The 19,623-nt window shown below is 62.2% G+C and carries 20 protein-coding genes; 19 read left to right on the top strand and 1 reads right to left on the bottom strand.

Going from position 1 to position 19,623, the window contains the following annotated elements:
• Positions 1–146: 146 nt before the first annotated feature.
• From scpB to BN2503_RS08345, 19 genes are all read left to right on the top strand, one after another.
• Complete coding sequence (gene scpB, locus BN2503_RS08435) at positions 147–785, top strand: SMC-Scp complex subunit ScpB (protein WP_082366534.1); 639 nt, start codon at positions 147–149, stop codon at positions 783–785.
• Entirely contained in the window at positions 748–1,986 is a 1,239-nt protein-coding gene (locus BN2503_RS08430) for a pseudouridine synthase (protein WP_411914292.1), read from the top strand. Before scpB ends, BN2503_RS08430 begins: the two co-directional genes overlap by 38 nt.
• 100 nt (positions 1,987–2,086) lie before the next feature.
• Positions 2,087–2,512, top strand: a complete 426-nt coding sequence (ndk, locus tag BN2503_RS08425; protein ID WP_054256209.1) for a nucleoside-diphosphate kinase — start codon at positions 2,087–2,089, stop codon at positions 2,510–2,512.
• 41 nt (positions 2,513–2,553) lie between these two features.
• Complete coding sequence (rlmN, locus tag BN2503_RS08420) at positions 2,554–3,672, top strand: dual-specificity RNA methyltransferase RlmN (protein WP_054256208.1); 1,119 nt, start codon at positions 2,554–2,556, stop codon at positions 3,670–3,672.
• Between the two features lie 33 nt (positions 3,673–3,705).
• The gene (gene pilW / locus BN2503_RS08415; protein WP_139235405.1) at positions 3,706–4,530 is read left to right on the top strand and encodes a type IV pilus biogenesis/stability protein PilW; all 825 of its coding nucleotides are present in this window, start codon (positions 3,706–3,708) and stop codon (positions 4,528–4,530) included.
• Between the two features lie 4 nt (positions 4,531–4,534).
• A complete protein-coding gene (locus tag BN2503_RS08410) occupies positions 4,535–5,416 on the top strand; it encodes a helix-turn-helix domain-containing protein (protein WP_233495034.1) in 882 nt (293 codons plus the stop codon).
• 8 nt (positions 5,417–5,424) lie between these two features.
• On the top strand, positions 5,425–6,684 hold the full coding sequence (gene ispG, locus BN2503_RS08405; RefSeq protein WP_082366533.1) for a flavodoxin-dependent (E)-4-hydroxy-3-methylbut-2-enyl-diphosphate synthase: 1,260 nt from the start codon (positions 5,425–5,427) through the stop codon (positions 6,682–6,684).
• A 158-nt stretch (positions 6,685–6,842) separates the two neighbouring features.
• Complete coding sequence (hisS, locus tag BN2503_RS08400; RefSeq protein ID WP_054256261.1) at positions 6,843–8,138, top strand: histidine--tRNA ligase; 1,296 nt, start codon at positions 6,843–6,845, stop codon at positions 8,136–8,138.
• A gap of 17 nt (positions 8,139–8,155) precedes the next feature.
• A complete protein-coding gene (locus tag BN2503_RS08395; RefSeq protein WP_054256205.1) occupies positions 8,156–8,830 on the top strand; it encodes a YfgM family protein in 675 nt (224 codons plus the stop codon).
• Positions 8,830–9,984 carry an outer membrane protein assembly factor BamB gene (bamB, locus tag BN2503_RS08390; protein WP_054256260.1) on the top strand — a complete coding sequence of 385 codons (1,155 nt, stop codon included), beginning with the start codon at positions 8,830–8,832 and terminating at the stop codon, positions 9,982–9,984. The genes BN2503_RS08395 and bamB overlap by 1 nt, the downstream gene beginning before the upstream one ends.
• Before the next feature lie 19 nt (positions 9,985–10,003).
• Positions 10,004–11,344, top strand: coding sequence for a ribosome biogenesis GTPase Der (gene der, locus BN2503_RS08385; RefSeq protein WP_054256204.1), 1,341 nt, complete (start codon positions 10,004–10,006; stop codon positions 11,342–11,344).
• 85 nt (positions 11,345–11,429) lie between these two features.
• Positions 11,430–11,684 (top strand): RNA chaperone Hfq, encoded by a 255-nt coding sequence (gene hfq, locus BN2503_RS08380; protein WP_054256259.1) that lies wholly within the window; start codon positions 11,430–11,432, stop codon positions 11,682–11,684.
• 60 nt (positions 11,685–11,744) lie between these two features.
• Complete coding sequence (gene hflX, locus BN2503_RS08375; protein ID WP_054256258.1) at positions 11,745–12,923, top strand: GTPase HflX; 1,179 nt, start codon at positions 11,745–11,747, stop codon at positions 12,921–12,923.
• A gap of 49 nt (positions 12,924–12,972) precedes the next feature.
• Positions 12,973–14,310: an FtsH protease activity modulator HflK gene (gene hflK, locus BN2503_RS08370; RefSeq protein ID WP_054256203.1), complete on the top strand. Its 1,338-nt coding sequence runs from the start codon at positions 12,973–12,975 to the stop codon at positions 14,308–14,310.
• A 9-nt stretch (positions 14,311–14,319) separates the two neighbouring features.
• On the top strand, positions 14,320–15,231 hold the full coding sequence (hflC, locus tag BN2503_RS08365; protein ID WP_054256202.1) for a protease modulator HflC: 912 nt from the start codon (positions 14,320–14,322) through the stop codon (positions 15,229–15,231).
• 20 nt (positions 15,232–15,251) lie between these two features.
• Positions 15,252–15,440 (top strand): DUF2065 domain-containing protein, encoded by a 189-nt coding sequence (locus tag BN2503_RS08360; RefSeq protein ID WP_054256201.1) that lies wholly within the window; start codon positions 15,252–15,254, stop codon positions 15,438–15,440.
• An 82-nt stretch (positions 15,441–15,522) separates the two neighbouring features.
• On the top strand, positions 15,523–16,671 hold the full coding sequence (locus BN2503_RS08355; RefSeq protein ID WP_054256200.1) for an ATP phosphoribosyltransferase regulatory subunit: 1,149 nt from the start codon (positions 15,523–15,525) through the stop codon (positions 16,669–16,671).
• Between the two features lie 29 nt (positions 16,672–16,700).
• Entirely contained in the window at positions 16,701–18,077 is a 1,377-nt protein-coding gene (locus tag BN2503_RS08350) for an adenylosuccinate synthase (protein ID WP_054256199.1), read from the top strand.
• 19 nt (positions 18,078–18,096) lie between these two features.
• On the top strand, positions 18,097–18,621 hold the full coding sequence (locus BN2503_RS08345; protein ID WP_054256198.1) for a phosphoribosyltransferase: 525 nt from the start codon (positions 18,097–18,099) through the stop codon (positions 18,619–18,621).
• Between the two features lie 121 nt (positions 18,622–18,742).
• Here BN2503_RS08345 and BN2503_RS08340 read toward each other — a convergent pair whose 3' ends face one another.
• A complete protein-coding gene (locus BN2503_RS08340; RefSeq protein WP_267887049.1) occupies positions 18,743–19,537 on the bottom strand; it encodes an IS3 family transposase in 795 nt (264 codons plus the stop codon).
• Positions 19,538–19,623 lie beyond the last annotated feature (86 nt).

Genomic DNA, 19,623 nt, shown 5'->3' with positions numbered 1-19,623 from the left:
CGTACTGCTCTTCCCTCGTTGCCGGTAACCTGGCTTTCAGCACCGCCTCATTGCCTTGCGGAGCGCTGACATACCGAATCCTTCTTTTTGATTCTTGGCGTTGCACTTTCGGTGCAACGTGCCACTTCCCCGGAAGCCTCTGAACCATGAACTCGGTGGATGCCAAGAGGATCCTTGAGACCGCGTTGATTTGTGCCTCGCAGCCTGTGAGCGTGCGGGATCTGCGCATGCTGTTCAACGATATGCTGGGTGCCGACAGTATCAAGGCGCTTCTGCAAGAGCTGCAGCAGGACTGGATGCAGAAAGGGGTGGAGCTGGTGTGCGTGGCCAGTGGCTGGCGTTTTCAGAGCAGGCCGGAGATGCGCGAGTACCTTGACCGGTTGCATCCCGAAAAGCCTCCGCGCTATACGCGCGCCACGCTCGAGACGTTGGCCATCATCGCCTACCGCCAGCCGGTAACACGGGGCGACATTGAGGATATTCGCGGTGTGACAGTGAACAGCCTCATCATCAAACAGCTGGAAGATCGCGGGTGGGTCGAGGTCATCGGCCACCGTGAAACGGTGGGGCGGCCTGCGTTGTTCGCCACTACCCGCCAGTTTCTGGATGACCTGGGGCTGCAGTCGCTCAACCAGTTGCCCATGCTGGACGACACGCGTGCGCAAGCCGGGGTAATGCAGTCACTTGGCGCGCTTGAGGAAGCGCCTGTGGTGGGCGAGCTTTTTGAAACATCTTTGAACGAACAGGGTGCCCCCTCGGGTGGCACAGCACTCAGCCATGAATGACAACACTCCCTCCGACGCTGTAGAGACGGGCGGGCCGACCGAGCCAGCCAAGGCTAATGCGCAGCAGGCCCCGCGCAAAAAGGCGCCACGACCTGCGGCTGTAGCCGAGACCGAAGGCTACCGGTTTGCCGATGTGATTTCTGGGGCCTTCGATGAGGACGAGGCGCGGGCCGATGTGCCAGTGCCCAAGCGGGTACTTTTGCCGCAGCCCGAAACACCAAAGTTGCACAAGGTGTTGGCCCAGGCCGGACTGGGTTCGCGCATCGAGATGGAGCAAATGATCCTGGAAGGGCGCATCTCGGTAAACAATGAACCCGCCCATGTCGGCCAGCGCGTGCAGTATGGTGACCAGGTCAAGGTCAACGGCAAACCCATCCGTTTCCGCATTGAGCCACCGCCCGTGCGTGTGATCGCGTACCACAAGCCGGTGGGGGAGGTTGTGACGCACGACGATCCGCAGAACCGCCCCACGGTGTTTCGCAGGTTGCCACGCCTGGCGCAGGGCAAATGGCAGTCGGTGGGGCGGTTGGACCTCAATACCGAGGGCTTGCTGTTGCTCACCAGCTCCGGTGATCTGGCCAACAAGCTGATGCACCCACGCTTCGGCTTGGAGCGTGAGTACGCAGTGCGCGTTCTCGGTGCCTTGAGCGATGAGGAGCGCCAGACGCTGCTCGACGGTGTACAGCTCGAAGACGGCCCTGCCGCGTTCGGCTCCATCGAGGACGGTGGGGGCGAGGGTGCCAACCGCTGGTATCGCGTCACGATTTCTGAGGGGCGTAACCGGGAGGTGCGTCGTCTCTTCGAGGCTTTGGGCCATGCGGTGAGCCGGCTCATTCGTATTCGCTACGGCGCCATGCTGCTGCCGCGCGGCCTCAAGCGCGGAGCGTGGATGGAGCTCGATGAGCAGGATATCCGTGCGCTTATGGCAGCGGCTGGTATGCAGGAGCGGCCACGTGCCGTGCAGGGGCAGGGTGCAGGTCGTGGTCGGCGCACTGGAGCTGCTCCACGCGGTGCAGGAGGCGCCGCGGGGGGGCGCAAGGGGCAAGGTGCATCGCAGAATGCGCCGCAGCGTGGTCGGGGCGCTGGTGCGAGTGCGCAGCCCGATCCCATGAAGACATCGCTTGGGTATATTGGTGCAGACAGTCTTTCGCGCCAGCGCCTTGGACAGAAGCGTAGCGCCTCCCGCAAAAGTGGGCGCTGATCTGGCATGTCCGGGTTAACGGGCTGGACACCAACGCGCCCGCTAGAATTGAAGGTTTTGTCTGTTGGACAAAAAAATCGAAACTTTTAGGAATTTGAAAATGGCTATCGAACGTACCCTCTCCATCATCAAGCCTGACGCTGTCGCCAAGAACGTGATCGGCCAAATCTACGCTCGCTTCGAGGCTGCAGGCCTGAAAGTCGTGGCCGCCCGCATGGTGCACCTGTCGCGCCTGGAGGCTGAGCAGTTCTACGGCGTGCACAAAGAGCGTCCCTTCTTCAAGGACCTGGTGGACTTCATGATCTCCGGTCCGGTGATGGTGCAGGCCCTGGAAGGCGAGAACGCCATCCTGAAGAACCGCGAGCTGATGGGCGCTACCGACCCCAAGAAGGCTGAACCCGGAACGATCCGTGCAGATTTCGCCGACAGCATCGACGCCAATGCCGTGCATGGTTCCGATGCGGCTGAAACGGCTGCCGTGGAAGTGGCCTTCTTCTTCCCTGGCCTGAACATCTACTCGCGTTGAGTGTGCTTCCCGTGCCGTCTGGCACGGGTGCATGACTGGGCATGACGACCAATCTTCTCGATTTCGACCTCGACGGACTGGCCGCCTTTTGCGAGGGGCTAGGGGAGAAGCGTTTTCGTGCCACGCAGCTTTTCCGCTGGATTCACCAGCGTGGCGCGCACGATTTTGGCCAGATGAGCGATTTGGCCAAGTCGTTGCGCGAAAAACTCAAGGATCGTGCCTGCATCACCGGCTTGCCCGTGCTGACGGAGCAGGCGTCGGCGGACGGTACGGTCAAGTGGCTGTTCGACGTCGGCGGTGGCAATGCCGTCGAGGCGGTCTTTATTCCTGAAGACGACCGAGGCACGCTGTGCGTGTCTTCACAGGCGGGCTGCGCTGTGGGTTGCCGCTTTTGCTCGACGGGCCACCAGGGGTTCAGCCGTAACCTCACTACTGGCGAAATCCTGGCCCAGCTTTGGTATGCCGAACACCACCTGCGCCAGCGTCTGGGCCGCAGTGACCGCGTGATCTCCAACGTCGTCATGATGGGCATGGGGGAACCGTTGCAGAACTACGGTGCTCTGGTGCCTGCATTGCGGGTGATGCTGGACGACCACGGCTATGGTTTGTCCCGCCGCCGCGTGACGGTATCCACTTCCGGCGTGGTGCCGATGATGGATCGGCTGGCGCTCGACTGCCCGGTGGCACTGGCGGTGTCGCTGCATGCCCCTAACGATGCGCTGCGCGACCATTTGGTGCCGCTCAACCGCAAGTACCCACTGGAAGAGTTGCTCCAGACCTGCATTCGCTACCTGGACCACGCGCCGCGCGACTTCATCACCTTTGAATACTGCATGCTCGATGGCGTCAACGATCAACCCGAGCATGCACAGCAGTTGATCCGGCTTGTGCGCAGCCATGCCCAGGGCAAGGTGTGGTGCAAGTTCAACCTGATTCCTTTCAATCCCTTCCCAGAGTCTGGCCTGCTGCGCTCACCGCTTCAGCGGGTGTCTGAGTTTGCCAAGCTGCTCAGTGATGCGGGGATTGTCACCACGGTGCGCAAGACGCGCGGCGATGACATCGACGCGGCCTGTGGCCAGTTGGCAGGGGATGTGAAGGACAGGACACGTGCCGCCGAGCGCATGGCGCGGCGGCGCACCATTGAAATCAAGCCGGTTTAGCGGTTCGTACCGCAGTTATCGAGGAGGCTCTGCATGATGGGAACGGTTGTGGATTGGCTGCAGCGGGGCCGCTGGGGCTTGGTGGCCGGTGGCATGGCGCTGGCGGTGCTGGGCGGCTGTGCAACGCCTGGAGGCACCACGTCGAGCGACGGTTCTGACATCGTGACGGCCTCCGATGAAACGGAAACCCACCGCCGCGCCCGCATCCGACTCGAGTTGGCCGCAAGCTACTACGAGCGTGGTCAGCTTACGGTGGCGTTGGACGAGATCAAGCGTGCCCTGGCCATCGAGCCCAACTATGCCGATGCCTTCAACCTGCGTGGCCTGGTTTTTATGCGCATGGACGACTACGGTCTGGCGGAGGAAAGTTTCCGGCGCGCGATGGCGCTACGTCCCTCCGATCCTGATGTGGCGCATAACTATGGCTGGTTGCTGTGCCAGCAGAAGAAGTTCGCGGAGGCTGATCAGCACTTCGAGCGCGCCCTGGCCCAGCGCAACTACACGGCACGTAGCAAAACCTACATGGCGCAGGGGCTGTGCCATGACGCCGCAGGCCAGGCCAGTCAGGCCGAGCAGGCGCTGCTGAAATCCTATGAACTCGACCCTGGCAACCCGGTGGTCGCCTACAACCTGGCCTTGCTGCTGCAGCGCCGGGGCGATTTGACGCGTGCGCAGTTCTACATTCGGCGCCTGAACAACAGCGAGCTGGCGAATGCCCAGTCGCTCTGGCTGGGGATCAAAATCGAGCGCGCCCTGGGCAGCGACGTGGCCATGCGCCAACTGGGCGAGCAGCTGCAAAAGCGATTCCCGGAATCGCGCGAACTCGGCGCCTACAAGCGGAGGGCGTTCGATGAATGACACCATGACCCACGAAAGTCAGGCGGGCGCCAGCGCTGGGGCGCTGCTGCGCCAGGCGCGCCAGTCTGCGGGCATGGACATCGCGGTACTGGCCAGTGCGCTGAAGGTGCCGGTGAGCAAGCTCCAAGCGCTAGAGAACGACGACTTTACCGTGTTGCCAGACGCGGTGTTCGCGCGTGCCCTGGCGTCCAGCGTGTGTCGCACGCTCAAGGTCGATCCGGCGCCTGTGTTGGGGCAGTTGCCCCAGGGACAGGCGCCACGCCTGGTGGGCGATAAGGATGGGTTGAACGCAAAGTTCAAGGATCCGCAGGACAAAGCACCGCCTTTGCGTCTGCCGGTGGCCTCGCGCGGCGTGAGCCTGACGGTGCTGGTGCTGTTGGCCGCTGCGGCTGCGGTGTATTTCTTGCCCAGCGGCATGTTGGAGTTCGATCTGGCGCGTGCTCCTGTGCCCGCACCGGCACAGGCTGTGGTTGAGGCTTCCCAGGAGAATGGCTCTGTCTCTGAGCCGGTGCCAGGCGCGGAGTCGGCTGTGTCGGCGCAATCGCCAGCCAGCGACGTGCCTGCTGCAGCGCCAACGGCTGCGGTGCCCGCTGCAGCGGTGCCCATGGTGGCCGCCAGCGTGGCGTCCGCTGCCGGTACGGTCGTTGCTTCAGCACTGCTGGAGTTCCGTGCCACGGCGGAATCCTGGGTGCAGGTGCGCGATGCTGCGGGTGCAGTGGTGTTCGAGCGCACCCTGAAGGCCGGCGAGTCGGCCCAGGCGCCGGGCAAGCCGCCCTTGTCTGTGGTGGTGGGCAAGGTCAATGCCACCGAAGTGATGGTGCGCGGCGCACCGTTCGACCTGTCCGCAGTCGCGCGCGAGAACGTTGCGCGCTTTGAGGTGAAATAGTGCAAGCAATGAACAGCGAGGAGCAGCCGATCGCGGTGGCCGAGCCCCGGGCGCGTCGTACGCGCCAGGCACGGGTTGCGTGGGGGAGCCGCGTGGTCACCGTGGGCGGCGACGCCCCCGTACGCGTGCAATCGATGACCAACACCGACACGGTGGATGCCATCGGTACGGCCATCCAAGTCAAGGAGCTGGCCCAGGCAGGCTCCGAGTTCGTCCGCATCACGGTGAACACGCCGGAGGCTGCGCAGGCCGTGCCCTACATCCGCGAACAGCTCGATCGCATGGGCCAGGATGTGCCGCTGGTGGGGGACTTCCATTACAACGGCCATCGCCTGCTGACGGACTTTCCGGCCTGTGCCGAAGCCCTGTCCAAGTACCGTATCAATCCCGGGAATGTCGGCAAGGGCGACAAGAAGGACAAGCAGTTTGCCCAGATGATTGAGGCCGCGATCCGCTGGGACAAGGCCGTGCGCATCGGTGTCAACTGGGGCAGCCTGGACCAAGAGCTGCTGGCGCAGCTGATGGACGCCAACAGCCGCCGTGCCCAGCCGTGGGAGGGGCGCCAAGTGATGTACGAGGCGCTGATCACCTCGGCCATCGAGTCCGCCCGGCAGGCCGAGGCCCTGGGGCTCGACGGCAGCCAGATCATCTTGTCGTGCAAGGTCAGTGGTGTGCAGGACCTGATCGCGGTCTACCGTGAACTGTCGCGCCGCTGCGACTACGCGCTGCACCTGGGCCTGACCGAAGCGGGCATGGGTACCAAGGGCACGGTGGCGTCGGCGACGGCCCTGTCGATCTTGTTGCAGGAGGGCATTGGCGACACCATTCGCGTTTCGCTCACGCCGCAGCCCGGCGAGGCGCGCACGCAAGAGGTGGTCGTGGCTTCGGAAATCCTGCAGGCCCTGGGCCTGCGCGTGTTCGTGCCCAGCGTCACGGCGTGCCCGGGCTGCGGGCGCACCACCAGCACCACGTTCCAGGAGCTGGCCAAGCAGATCGACGACTACCTGCGCGCACAGATGCCGGTGTGGCGCGGGCGCTATCCCGGGGTTGAAGCCATGAAGGTCGCCGTGATGGGCTGCATCGTTAACGGCCCTGGCGAGAGCAAGCATGCCGACATCGGCATCAGCCTGCCCGGCACCGGTGAAGCGCCGGCAGCGCCAGTGTTTATTGATGGCGAGAAGGCCATGACCCTGCGCGGCGACAACATCGCCCGAGAATTTCACGACATCGTCGAGCAGTACGTGCAGCGCCGCTACGGTGTGCGCTGACCTTTGGTTGCTATCATTTAATGAGCTTCTAGCGCTTGCTGCATAAGCGCTAGAGGCCAATTTTCTTTGTATTTATATTTCTTCGGGAACCCCTTGCCGTGAGCGTCACCCCATCCTCCGCGCCGAGCAAAGCGCAAAAGCTCAGCGCCGTTAAAGGCATGAACGACATCCTGCCGGCCGCCGTGCCGCGCACAGAGAAGCTGCCCAGCTCCGAGCGCTGGCAGTGGTTCGAATCCGCCGTGCGCAAGGTGCTGGCGCGCTATGGCTACCAGTACCTGCTGACACCTGTGGTCGAGCCCACGGCCCTGTTCGTGCGCGGCCTGGGCGAGGTGACGGACATCGTCGAAAAGGAGATGTACTCCTTCACCGATGCCATGAACGGCGACCAGCTCACGCTGCGCCCCGAGGGCACCGCGGGTGTGGTGCGGGCCATGATCGAGCACAACGCGCTCTACAACGGCCCGCTGCGCTTGTGGACCGCCGGTCCCATGTTTCGCCACGAGCGGCCTCAGAAGGGCCGTTACCGTCAGTTCCACCAGCTTGACGTAGAGGCGCTGGGCTTCGCGGGGCCGGACGTGGATGCTGAAATGATCCTCGTGGCGCGCGCGCTGTGGCGTGAGTTGGGGCTGGTCGAAGGCCAGCATGTGCGCCTGGAAATCAACAGCCTGGGCCAGAGCGCCGAGCGCCGCGCGCACCGGGATGCCCTGGTGCGCTACTTCGAGGACCACGCCGACGCGCTGGACGAAGACGCGCGCCGACGCCTGCACAGCAACCCGCTGCGCATCCTCGACAGCAAGAACCCTGCGATGCAGGCGCTGATCGAGGCCGCGCCGCAGTTGATGGACTTCCTCGGCGCTGAGTCGCGCGCCCATTTTGATGCCGTGCGTGCCGCACTCGATGCCGTGGGCCTGGCGTACCGCATCAACCCGCGCCTGGTGCGTGGCATGGACTACTACAACCTCACCGTGTTCGAGTGGGTGACCGACCAGCTTGGCTCGCAAGGTACGGTGTGCGGAGGCGGCCGCTACGACGGCCTGATCGCCCAGCTGGGTGGCAAGAGCGCGCCTGCCGTGGGCTTTGGTCTGGGCATCGAGCGCCTGCTCCTGCTGGCGCAGGAGCTCGACCTGCCCATGCCGTCCAGCGCTGCCGATGCGTATGCCGTCGTGCCGCCCGGCACACCTCTGGCTCCTGTGGTGGCTACGCTGGAGGCCTTGCGCGCCCAGGGCGTGCGTGTGATCCAGCATGCAGGCAGTGCCGATGGTGTGGGCAGCATGAAGTCGCAGTTCAAGAAGGCCGATGCCAGCGGCGCGCGCCATGCCCTGGTGTTCGGCAGCGAGGAGCTGGCGCGTGGTCAGGTCCTCGTCAAAGCGCTGCGCGACGGCAGTGGCGCCCAGGTGGAGCGCTCGCTGGCTGACGTGGCGCAGTGGGCAGCCACTCTACAATCCAACGCTTAAATTTTGCAACGCATTCCATGGCACATCACCTCGACCTCGAAGAACAAGAGCAGCTTGACCGACTCAAGCATTTCTGGAACGCCTGGGGCACGCTGATCAGTTCGGTGCTGTTGGTGGTGTTTGGCGCCCTGGCCGCCTGGAATGGCTACCAGTACTGGCAAAGCCGCCAGGCATTCCAGGCCTCGGCGCTGATGGATGCCGTGGATGCCGCCGTTGCCGCCAAGGACCAGGGCCGTATGGAGCAGGCCTTCGCTGATTTGCGCGAGCGCTATGCGGGCACGGTGCAGGCCGGTCTTGCCGGGCTGCAGCTGGGCAAAGCGCAGGCCGATGCGGGTAACTTGGACGGCGCCAAGGCCGCACTCACCTGGGTCGCCGATAAGGCAGCCGATCCTGGCCACCAGGCGCTGGCACGCCTGCGTCTGGCCAGCGTGCTGACGCAGCAGCAGGCCTACGATGAGGCGCTCAAGCAGCTGTCGTCTGGAATTCCTCCGGAGTTTGATGCCGCCGCAGCCGATCGTCGGGGGGATATTTATGCCCTGCAGGGCAAGAAGGCCGAAGCCATCGAGGAATACACCAAAGCCTATCGGCGTTTTGACGAGGGCCAGGAGTATCGCCGTATCGTAGAGGTGAAACTCAACGCACTTGGTGTCGATCCGGCTGCAGGGGCGCCAGCCCAAGGGGGGGCGAAATGATGCACAGCGTTTTGCACGCGCGCTTGGCGCGTCCGCTGGGGATGCTGGCGTTGGCGTCCGCCGTGCTGCTGTCCGGTTGTTCGCTGTGGGGTGGCGGCTCGAACAAGCCGAAGCCACTGGAGCTGGGCGCCATGGAGCCGGTGCTGGCCGTGCGCCAGGCCTGGCTGGCCAAAGTCGGTCCGGTTGATCGCCTGGCGCTGGCTGTCCATGTCAACGGCTCGGTGGTGACCGTCGCCTCTGACACGGGTGCGGTGGCGGCGATCGATGCCCGCACAGGGGGCGATGTGTGGCGCACCCAGCTGGGGCAGCCGCTGATCGCAGGGGTTGGTAGCGATGGGCAGCGTGCGGCCGTGGTTTCGGACAGCAATGAACTCATCGTGGTGGCCGATGGCCGCGAAGTCTGGCGCCGACCGCTAACGGCACAGGCCTACACGGCGCCGCTGGTCGCCGGGGAGCGCGTTTTTGTCCTGGCCGCTGACCGTTCGCTGGCAGCTTACGACGCGGCCACGGGCCAGCGCCTGTGGCGCCAGCAGCGCCAGGGTGAGCCTCTGGTGCTGCGCCAGCCCGGTGTCCTCATGGCGGTCGGCGACACCCTGGTGGCTGGCATGGCGGGGCGTATGGTGGGCTTCAATCCCGACAATGGCACGGTGCGCTGGGAGGCGCCTGTTGCCACGCCGCGCGGCACGAACGATGTGGAGCGCTTGGTCGAGCTCGTCGCCCCGGTGAGCCGGGTGGACGACAGTGTCTGTGTGCGCGCTTTTCAGGCAGCCGTTGGCTGCGTGAACACGGCCCGCGCCGCGACCCAGTGGAGCCAGGTTGCCAACGGTGCTACGGGCATTGACGGTGATGGCACGTTGCTGTTTGGCACGGAAAGTAATGGCTTTGTGCAGGCCTGGCGCCGTGCCGATGGCGCACGCGCCTGGTCGTACGATCGTCTGCAGTACCGCAAGCTCACGGCACCGTTGCTGCTGGGCCGCTCGGTGGTGGTGGGTGATGATGCCGGCTGGGTGCATTTGCTCTCGCGTGACGACGGGCAGCCGCTCAATCGCTTCGGCACCGACAACTCCGGCATTGCCGCCACGCCAGTGGTTGCGGCCAACACGCTGGTCGTCGTGACGCGCAATGGCGCGGTCTACGGCTTCCGGCCCGATTGATGTGCGGGAGTCACAGGGCATGAAACCTGTTATTGCGCTCGTTGGGCGCCCCAACGTCGGTAAATCCACGTTGTTTAACCGCCTGACCAAGTCACGTGACGCCATCGTGGCTGACTTTGCCGGTCTCACGCGCGACCGGCATTACGGTAATGGCCGCCAGGGCAAGTACGAGTACATCGTCATTGATACAGGCGGCTTTGAGCCAGATGCATCAAGCGGCATATTCCGCGAGATGGCCAAGCAGACCCAACAGGCTGTGGCCGAGTCGGATGTGGTGGTTTTCGTAGTTGACGCCCGCGCAGGCGTATCGGCGCAGGACCATGACATTGCCAACTATCTTCGGCGACTGGGCAAGCCATGCCTGCTGGTAGCCAATAAGGCTGAGGGCATGCAATCGGGCGTGCAGCTGTCCGAGTTTTACGAGCTGGGGCTGGGCGAGGTCTACCCCGTCTCGGCAGCACATGGCCAGGGCGTTCGTGGTCTGGTGGAGCAGGCTCTGGAGCCGCTGAACCTGCCTGAGCCTGAAGACGATGGTGGGCCGCAGGAAGGGAGCGGCCCGGTCAAGCTGGCCGTTGCGGGGCGTCCCAACGTTGGCAAATCCACCTTGATCAACACCTGGCTGGGCGAGGAGCGCTTGGTGGCATTCGATATGCCGGGCACGACGCGCGATGCCATCTCCGTTCCGTTCGAGCGGCAAGGACAGAAGTTTGAGCTGATTGATACGGCTGGCTTGCGGCGCAAGGGGCGGGTGTTCGAAGCTATCGAAAAGTTCTCGGTAGTGAAGACCCTGCAGGCGATTGAGTCTGCCAACGTCGTGCTGCTGCTGCTCGATGCCACCCAGGGTGTGACGGATCAGGACGCACACATTGCCGGCTACATCCTCGAAAGTGGCCGTGCCGTGGTCATTGCGGTGAATAAATGGGATGCGGTAGACGACTACCAGCGCCAGATGCTGGAGCGTTCGATCGAGACGCGGCTGTCGTTCCTGAAGTTCGCCAACCTACATTTCATCTCGGCACAAAAACGCCAGGGGCTGGGCCCGGTGTGGACTTCGATCGTACAGGCCCACAAGGCAGCCACTTGCAAGATGCCGACACCCATTTTGACCCGGCTGCTGCTGGAGTCCGTGCAGTTCCAAACACCTAAGCGTGTGGGGGGCTACCGGCCCAAGATGCGCTATGCGCACCAGGGCGGAATGAATCCGCCGTTGATCGTCATTCACGGCAATTCGCTGGAACTGGTCACCGATGCGTACAAGCGCTTCCTCGAAGGCCGGTTCCGCAAGGAGTTCAACCTTGTGGGCACGCCGCTGCGCATTGAGATGAAGACCTCGCACAATCCGTTCGTGGACAAGGAGTAGCGGCGAAAGCCCTTGAGTCCCGAATAAGCGATGCGCTGTGGTAAGGTGGCGTATTACAACAACATTCTTGAACACGGAGAATATCGTGAGCAACAAAGGCCAACTCCTCCAAGACCCGTTCCTGAACGCGCTGCGCCGCGAGCACGTGCCGGTCTCCATCTATCTGGTCAACGGCATCAAACTGCAGGGACAGATCGAATCCTTTGACCAGTACGTTGTGCTGCTGCGCAACACCGTGACGCAAATGGTCTACAAGCACGCTATCTCCACCATTGTTCCGGGCCGGGCTGTGAATTTCTCCACGGCGGACAATGCGGACGGCGACGCCAGCGTTTCCTGAGTTTGCGCTCTACTACCGCCCCCCGTACGTGCGGGGATGCTGGCCCAGAGGAGGGCTTTCGTGGGTTCTGATGCTTCGGCGCAGCACAAAGGCGCTGCGGTAGTTTTGGTCGGGGTAGATTTCGGTTTGCCCCACTTCGATGCCGAACTCGAAGAGCTGGGTTTGCTGGCACAAACCGCTGGTCTGGATCCCGTGGCCCGGTTGACTTGCAAGCGCAAAGCGCCCGATGCTGCTCTTTTTGTGGGCAGTGGCAAAGCGGATGAAATTCGTCTGCTGGTGCAAATGCATGGCGCGGTGGAGGTGCTTTTCGATCAGGCGCTGAGCCCGGCCCAGCAGCGCAACCTGGAGCGCCACCTGGAAGTTCCTGTCTATGACCGCACCCTGCTCATTCTGGAAATTTTTGCCCAGCGCGCGCGCAGCCATGAAGGCAAACTTCAGGTTGAGTTGGCGCGGCTGCAGTACCTGAGTACGCGCCTTGTGCGCCGCTGGTCGCACCTTGAGCGACAGCAGGGCGGCATCGGCATGCGAGGCGGTCCTGGAGAGACGCAGATCGAGTTGGACAAGCGCATGATTGGGGACGCGATCAAGCGTACCCGGGAACGTTTGCTCAAAGTCAAGCGCCAACGCTCGACGCAGCGCCGCCAGCGTGAGCGCCGTGACACCTTCAACATCTCCCTGGTGGGGTATACGAACGCAGGCAAGTCGACGTTGTTCAACGCACTGGTCAAGGCGCGCGCCTATGCCGCTGACCAACTTTTTGCCACCTTGGATACGACCACGCGGCAGTTGTACTTGGTTGATGCGGGTCGGTCGGTGTCGTTGTCGGATACGGTGGGTTTCATCCGCGATTTGCCTCACGGTCTGGTCGATGCATTCCAGGCCACCTTGCAGGAGGCCGTGGATGCGGATCTTCTTCTGCATGTGGTGGATGCTGCCAATCCGCATTTCCCGGAACAAATTCAGCAGGTACAAAAGGTGCTGGCTGAAATCGATGCCGTGGATATCCCCCAGTTGCTGGTGTTCAACAAGCTCGATGCGCTCGCGCCGGAGCAGCGGCCCCTACAGTTGCAAGATAGCTATGAGATGGATGGTCGACCTGTGCCGCGCGTATTCCTGAGTGCGCGTACAGGAGAAGGGCTGCAGGCGCTGCGCCAGCAATTGACCGCGACCGTGATCGCTGAGCGGGGCCGGGGCATGACCCCTGGCATTGCTCCTGAATTACCGGAGGATCTGGTCTGATTGGGCAGAATGCCCGATTGCCCTGCATCCAACAATTCTGAGACATTGCATGATTTTTCCAATTTGCGCCCCGCGTTGGGCGATGCTGCCGCAGCGTATCCGGGGAATGTTCAATTTGAACGATCCGCGTTGGGGCCGTGGTGATGACAAGCCGGCGGACGATGCCCATCGGCCGGACGACCGTCCCCCTCAGGGGCGGCGTAATCCTGGGCCGGGAGGCCAGCCCCCTGATCTGGATGAGCTCTGGCGCGACCTTAACCGCAAGCTGTCAGGCCTGTTCGGCGGTGGCAGTGGGGGCGGGCGTGGCGGCAATGGGGGCGGCTTTCAGCCAGACATGCGCAATGCGGGCATCGGGGCAGGGCTGATCGCAGGTATCGCCTTTGTCATCTGGATGGGAACCGGTATTTTCATCGTCCAGGAAGGCCAGCAGGCAGTGATCACCCAGTTTGGCAAGTACAAGGCCACTGTGGGGGCAGGTATCAACTGGCGGCTGCCCTATCCGATCCAAAGGCATGAGCTCGTTTTCGTGACACAGATCCGCTCTGCTGACGTAGGGCGAGACAGCGTGATCAAAAGCACGGGGCTGCGTGATTCCGCGATGTTGACGGAAGACGAAAACATCGTCGAAATCAAGTTTGCGGTGCAGTACCGTTTGAACGACGCGCGAGCATGGTTGTTCGAGAGCAAGAACCCGGCCGATGCCGTGGTGCAGGCTGCAGAAACAGCGGTGCGCGAGGTCGTGGGCAAGATGCGGATGGATACGGCACTGGCTGAGGAGCGCGACCAGATCGCCCCACGCGTGCGCCAGCTGATGCAGACCATCCTGGATCGCTACAAGATCGGTGTCGAAGTTGTGGGCATCAATCTGCAGCAAGGTGGTGTTCGTCCTCCCGAACAGGTGCAGGCGGCGTTTGACGATGTGCTCAAGGCAGGGCAAGAGCGCGAACGCGCCAAGAACGAGGCGCAGGCCTATGCCAATGATGTGGTGCCCCGTGCAGTGGGTACAGCATCTCGCCTTGGCGAAGAGGCAGCAGCCTACAAGGCGCGTATCGTTGCCCAGGCCCAGGGTGACGGGCAGCGCTTCAGTGCCTTGCTGGCCGAGTACCAGAAAGCGCCCCAGGTCACACGTGACCGCCTGTATCTCGAAGCCATGCAGCAAATCTATGGCAATGTAACCAAGGTGCTGGTGGAGTCGCGCCAAGGCTCGAACCTGCTGTACTTGCCGCTGGACAAGATCATGCAAGGCGTGGCCCAACAGCCGTCCGTGGCTGCGGTCGACGGTCCGCCCGCAGGCCCCAGCTCTGCGCCTGCTGCCGCCCCATCGGGGTTTGGCAATGATTCCCGTACCCGTGACAACAGCCGCTCGCGTGACCGCGAGCTGCGCTAGGAGAGCCTTGTGAACCGAGTCGGTTTTTTTGTTACGACTATTCTGCTGGCACTGGCAATGGCCAGTTCCATGCTCTTCGTGGTGGACCAGCGCCAGTTCGGTGTGGTGTATGCACTGGGGCAGATTAAGGAAGTCATCACCGAACCAGGGCTGAACATCAAGCTGCCGCCGCCGTTTCAGACGGTGGCCTACATCGACAAGCGCTTGCTGACCCTCGACAGCTCTGACACCGAGCCCATGCTCACGGCAGAGAAGCAGCGGGTGGTGATCGACTGGTACGTTCGGTGGCGCATTTCCGAGCCGTCGGAGTACATCCGTAACGTAGGTATGGATGAGAATGCCGGTGCACTGCAACTCAACCGGGTGGTGCGCAACGCCTTCCAGGAAGAAATCAACCGTCGTACGGTGCGTGAGCTGCTCTCCACCAAGCGCGAAGCCTTGATGGCGGATGTGAAGAAGGAAGTGCTTGAAGCGGTGCGTGGCGCCAAGCCCTGGGGCGTGGATGTGGTGGATGTGCGGATCACCCGCGTGGACTACGTCGAAGCGATTACAGAATCGGTGTATCGCCGCATGGAGGCAGAGCGCAAGCGGGTTGCCAATGAACTGCGCTCGACCGGTGCTGCGGAAGGCGAAAAAATCCGGGCCGATGCGGACCGCCAGCGTGAGATCACAGTCGCAAACGCCTACCGTGACGCGCAGAAGATCAAGGGCGAAGGCGATGCCGAAGCCGCACGGGTGTATGCCGAGGCGTTTGGCAAAGATCCGCAATTCGCCCAGTTCTATCGCAGCCTTGATGCGTACAAGGCGAGTTTCAATAAGAAAAGCGATGTGATGGTGGTTGATCCGTCCTCTTCGGAGTTCTTCAAAGCCATGCGCAATGGCGGCAGTGCAGCGACTGCCCCAGCAGCGCCGCGCAAGTAGTCAGCGGCGCGCTACCTGTCATGGAGTGGAGCGACAGCCTTTGGCTTGCCTGCGCCTTGGTGCTCGTGCTGGAGGGTTTCATGCCCTTTGTCGCGCCGTCGCTGTGGCGCAGGACGTTCTTGCAGATCGCGCAGATGCGCGATGGGCAGATTCGCTTCTTTGCGCTGTGCAGCATCCTCGCCGGCCTTTTGATGCTGGTTTGGGCTTGAGGGTCTTGGTTTGTCTCCCCTGACCAAGGTCGCCTGAACCCCAGCCGGTAGAATCGCGTTTTTAACAGCCTCTCCTCCTCCCATGTCTGCTTGGGTCCTCCCGGATCACATTGCCGATGTCCTGCCTTCCGAGGCGCGGCACATTGAAGAACTGCGCCGCGGGCTCCTGGATACGGCACGCAGCTACGGTTATGAGCTCGTCATGCCTCCGATGCTTGAGCACCTCGAGTCTTTATTGACGGGCTCGGGTGAAGCGCTCGATTTGCAGACGTTCAAACTCGTTGACCAGCTTTCAGGCCGTACCCTCGGTTTGCGTGCGGACACCACGCAGCAGGTTGCCCGCATTGATGCGCATTTGCTCAATCGCCAGGCAGTGACCCGCCTGTGCTACTGCGGGCCGGTGCTGCATACCCGCCCGGATCGTCCGCATGCCACGCGCGAGCCATTGCAGTTCGGTGCTGAAATTTACGGCCATCAGGGACTGGAAGCTGACCTTGAAGCGTTGCGCTTGGCGCTTGATTGCCTGCGTGTTGCCAAGGTGCGTGATTTCAGTGTCGATCTTGCCGACGTGCGTCTTGTGCGCAGTCTCTTGGCCGGCCTTCCTGTTACTGCAGAGGTGCTGCGCGGTGTGCATGCAGCGCTGGCCAGTAAGGATGCCAGCGAACTGGCTGCGCTGACGCGTGACTTTCCTTCCGCATCCCGTGACGGTTTGCGCGCCTTGCTGACTTTGTACGGCGACATCCAGGTGCTCGATGAGGCTGAAAAAGCCCTGCAAGGCATAGCTGGAGCGCGCGAGCTGCTATCAAATTTGCGTGTTGCTGCATCTCGCTTGGGGGAGGTGCCCGTCACATTTGATCTGGCGGATCTGCGTGGGTATGCCTACTACAGCGGTATGCGTTTCGGCATTTATGCCCGTGGTGCGAGCGATGCGTTGGTGCGCGGCGGCCGCTATGACGAGGTAGGCGCGGTATTTGGGCGCAACCGTCCTGCCGCTGGGTTCAGTCTCGATATTAAGCAACTGGTGGCGGTGGTGCCTCCGCATCCACTCAAGGCGGCCATTCGTGCGCCTTGGAGCGAGGCAGCGGATTTGAACGCAGCTATCGCGGCTTTGCGTAGTCAGGGCGAAACTGTGGTCTGCGTGCTACCAGGCCATGACAGCGGAGTGGATGAGTTCCGCTGCGATCGTGAGTTGGTGTGCATAGCGGGCCAATGGGTCGTGCGCACGCTTTGATGGATTCAAGAAATCAACCGGATTTGGACATGAAAACGAACAAAGGTCGCAACGTCGTCGTGGTCGGTACCCAGTGGGGTGACGAGGGTAAAGGAAAGCTGGTCGACTGGCTTACCGAAAGTGCCCAGGGCGTGGTCCGTTTCCAAGGGGGGCACAACGCAGGCCATACCTTGGTGATCAACGGTGTGAAGACAGCTTTGCATCTGATCCCTAGCGGGATCATGCGTCCTGGCGTCAAGTGCTATATCGGTAATGGCGTCGTACTGTCCGCCGCCAAGCTGTTCGAGGAGATCGAAGGTTTGGAGAAGGCGGGGGTGGAGGTGCGTTCGCGTCTGCGTGTCAGTGAGGCCTGCCCGCTGATTCTGCCGTTTCACGCTGCACTGGATGTAGCCCGTGAAGCCGCGCGCGAGCAAGGCGGGGCAGAAAAGATTGGCACCACAGGCCGCGGCATTGGCCCTGCCTACGAAGACAAGATCGCCCGTCGCGCGCTGCGGGTGCAAGATCTCAAGTACCCTGAACGCTTCGCTGCCAAGCTGCGCGAATTGTTGGCGCTGCACAACCATGTGCTGCAGACATTCTTGGGTTCGGGGAGCTTTACCTTTGGCGATGCCCTCAAGCCTTACATCCGTGATGGTGCTGTGCAGTTCGAGCCCGTCTATGAGGAAGCCATGCGCCATGCGGAGTTGCTCAAACCCATGATGGCTGATGTGTCCCGTGAGCTCAATGAAGCCCACCAGGCAGGCGGTAATCTACTGTTCGAAGGGGCGCAGGGTACGCTTCTGGACGTAGACCATGGCACTTATCCCTATGTGACGTCGAGTAACTGCGTGGCCGGCAATGCTGCTGCAGGGTCTGGCGTTGGGCCCGGCATGCTGCATTACATCTTGGGGATCACCAAGGCCTATTGCACACGCGTCGGTGGAGGGCCATTCCCGACGGAACTTGATTGGGAAAAGCCTGGTACGCCGGGCTATCACATGAGCACCGTGGGCGCTGAAAAGGGCGTGACGACGGGCCGTAGCCGCCGCTGTGGCTGGTTCGATGCGGCCTTGCTCAAGCGCAGTGCACAGGTTAATGGCTTGTCGGGTTTGTGCATCACCAAGCTTGACGTGCTCGATGGCTTGCAAGAGCTCCAGCTGTGTGTGGGCTACGAGCTTGACGGCGAGCGCATTGATCTTTTGCCCATGGGGGCAGACGAAATTGCGCGCTGCAAACCGATCTACGAAACGCTTCCTGGCTGGAGTGAGTCGACGGTCGGCGTCACTGTGTATGAGCAACTGCCGCAGAGCGCACGCAATTATTTGGAGCGCATCACCCAGGTCACGGGCGTGCCTATTGCCATGATCTCGACCAGCCCGGATCGGGATCACACCATCATGATGACCCATCCTTACCAGGCTGGTTGATCAGACTCAGGAGCCTTTCATGTTGACCGAAGACGGCAAGCATCTGTACGTAAGCTACGACGAGTACCACAACCTGATTGAGAAGCTCGCGCTCAAGGTGTATCAGTCCGGATGGGAGTTTGACACCATCCTGTGCCTGGCGCGCGGAGGCCTGCGCCCAGGCGACATCCTGAGTCGTATTTTCAATAAGCCCCTGGCCATCATGTCGACGAGTTCGTACCGTGCCGAGGCTGGCACGGTGCAGGGGCACCTAGACATTGCGCGTTTCATCACCACCCCCAAGGGCGAGATTGCGGGGCGCGTGCTGTTGGTCGACGATTTGGCTGACTCGGGACACACGCTCAATGCGGTCATCAAGATGCTCAAGACCAGCTACGCACCGATCACCGAATTGCGCAGTGCCGTCATCTGGACCAAAGGGGTGTCGACCTTCACGCCCGACTATTCGGTGGAGTTTTTGCCGACCAACCCTTGGATCCATCAGCCTTTTGAGGGCTATGACAACATGCACCCGGACAAGCTCCTAGAGAAGTGGAAGGTCTGACGCTTCCCTACGTGTCATCAAGACAAAGAGCCCTTCAAGGGCTCTTTGTCTTTGTGTGCAAGAAAAAGTGTGGAGCGTCTTCTTTTCGGCATTTTGAAGTCCCCTCGAATTTCTGAGCCAATCAGAAGTAGAGGTTGGGGAACAGTTTGACACGGTACTCAACCGGTGGGATGCGGCCGAGGGCTTCATGGGGGCGATGGTGGTTGTATCGGTGCAGCCAGTCGGCCGTCATGTCACGCACCTCCTGCAGGTTGTCAAAGACGTAGCAATCGAGCACCTCGGTACGGTAGGTCTTGTTGAATCGTTCGACATAGGCGTTCTGCGTGGGCTTGCCAGGCTGGATATGGTTAAGGGCAATGCCCTTGGACTTCGCCCATTCGGACAGGGCATGGGCGATGAACTCGGGGCCGTTGTCCAGGCGAATCGACAGTGGCGCACCACGCACCTCCACCAGTTCGTTTAGGGCCCGGATGACGCGAGTAGCCGGTAGGCTTGTGTCGACCTCGATGCGCAGGCCCTCGCGGTTGAACTCGTCGATGACGTTGAAGGTCCTGAAGCGCCGGCCAGACCACAAGGCATCGGCCATGAAGTCGCAGCTCCAGCCCTGGTTGGGCTGAGCTGCCGCGTGCAGGGGCTGCTTGATGCGCGCTGGCAGCCGTTTCTTGCCACGACGTGGCAGGTTCAGCCGCAGCTCGCAGTACACGCGCCAGAGCACCGTCTTACCCCATGGCTTGCCCTGGTGGCGGGCACTGTCGTACAGCAACCCGAAGCCGTGGCGCGGGTTGAGCGCCATGTAGGCCTGGATGAAGGTGATGACCCCGCAGGCGTCGCGTGCAATGGGTCGGTAGCGCAGCGTGGAGCGGGCAATGCCGCTGGCCTGGCAGGCGCGGCGCTGGCTCATGCCGTGCTCGACCATAAGACCTTGGACAACCATCTCGCGACGCTCCGGGGTCAGAGCTTTCGGTCAACAACGTCCTTGAGAGCGTGGTGCATCAGTGCCAG

Origin of the sequence: Paenacidovorax caeni (assembly GCF_001298675.1) — a bacterium.
Classification (GTDB): Bacteria; Pseudomonadota; Gammaproteobacteria; order Burkholderiales; family Burkholderiaceae_C; genus Paenacidovorax; species Paenacidovorax caeni.
The sequence above is the reverse complement of the archived record's forward strand: the minus strand, read 5'-3'. Positions and strand labels throughout refer to the sequence as shown.

Coding starts and splice junctions, on each gene's coding strand:
- ispG (WP_082366533.1), top strand. CDS start 5,425: ATGAACAGCGAGGAGCAGCCGATCGCGGTGGCCGAGCCCCGGGCGCGT.
- hflK (WP_054256203.1), top strand. CDS start 12,973: ATGATTTTTCCAATTTGCGCCCCGCGTTGGGCGATGCTGCCGCAGCGT.
- ndk (WP_054256209.1), top strand. CDS start 2,087: ATGGCTATCGAACGTACCCTCTCCATCATCAAGCCTGACGCTGTCGCC.
- BN2503_RS08345 (WP_054256198.1), top strand. CDS start 18,097: ATGTTGACCGAAGACGGCAAGCATCTGTACGTAAGCTACGACGAGTAC.
- rlmN (WP_054256208.1), top strand. CDS start 2,554: ATGACGACCAATCTTCTCGATTTCGACCTCGACGGACTGGCCGCCTTT.
- scpB (WP_082366534.1), top strand. CDS start 147: ATGAACTCGGTGGATGCCAAGAGGATCCTTGAGACCGCGTTGATTTGT.
- pilW (WP_139235405.1), top strand. CDS start 3,706: ATGATGGGAACGGTTGTGGATTGGCTGCAGCGGGGCCGCTGGGGCTTG.
- BN2503_RS08360 (WP_054256201.1), top strand. CDS start 15,252: ATGGAGTGGAGCGACAGCCTTTGGCTTGCCTGCGCCTTGGTGCTCGTG.
- bamB (WP_054256260.1), top strand. CDS start 8,830: ATGCACAGCGTTTTGCACGCGCGCTTGGCGCGTCCGCTGGGGATGCTG.
- BN2503_RS08340 (WP_267887049.1), bottom strand. CDS start 19,537: ATGGTCGAGCACGGCATGAGCCAGCGCCGCGCCTGCCAGGCCAGCGGC.
- BN2503_RS08350 (WP_054256199.1), top strand. CDS start 16,701: ATGAAAACGAACAAAGGTCGCAACGTCGTCGTGGTCGGTACCCAGTGG.
- BN2503_RS08355 (WP_054256200.1), top strand. CDS start 15,523: ATGTCTGCTTGGGTCCTCCCGGATCACATTGCCGATGTCCTGCCTTCC.
- der (WP_054256204.1), top strand. CDS start 10,004: ATGAAACCTGTTATTGCGCTCGTTGGGCGCCCCAACGTCGGTAAATCC.
- BN2503_RS08395 (WP_054256205.1), top strand. CDS start 8,156: ATGGCACATCACCTCGACCTCGAAGAACAAGAGCAGCTTGACCGACTC.
- hisS (WP_054256261.1), top strand. CDS start 6,843: ATGAACGACATCCTGCCGGCCGCCGTGCCGCGCACAGAGAAGCTGCCC.
- BN2503_RS08410 (WP_233495034.1), top strand. CDS start 4,535: ATGACCCACGAAAGTCAGGCGGGCGCCAGCGCTGGGGCGCTGCTGCGC.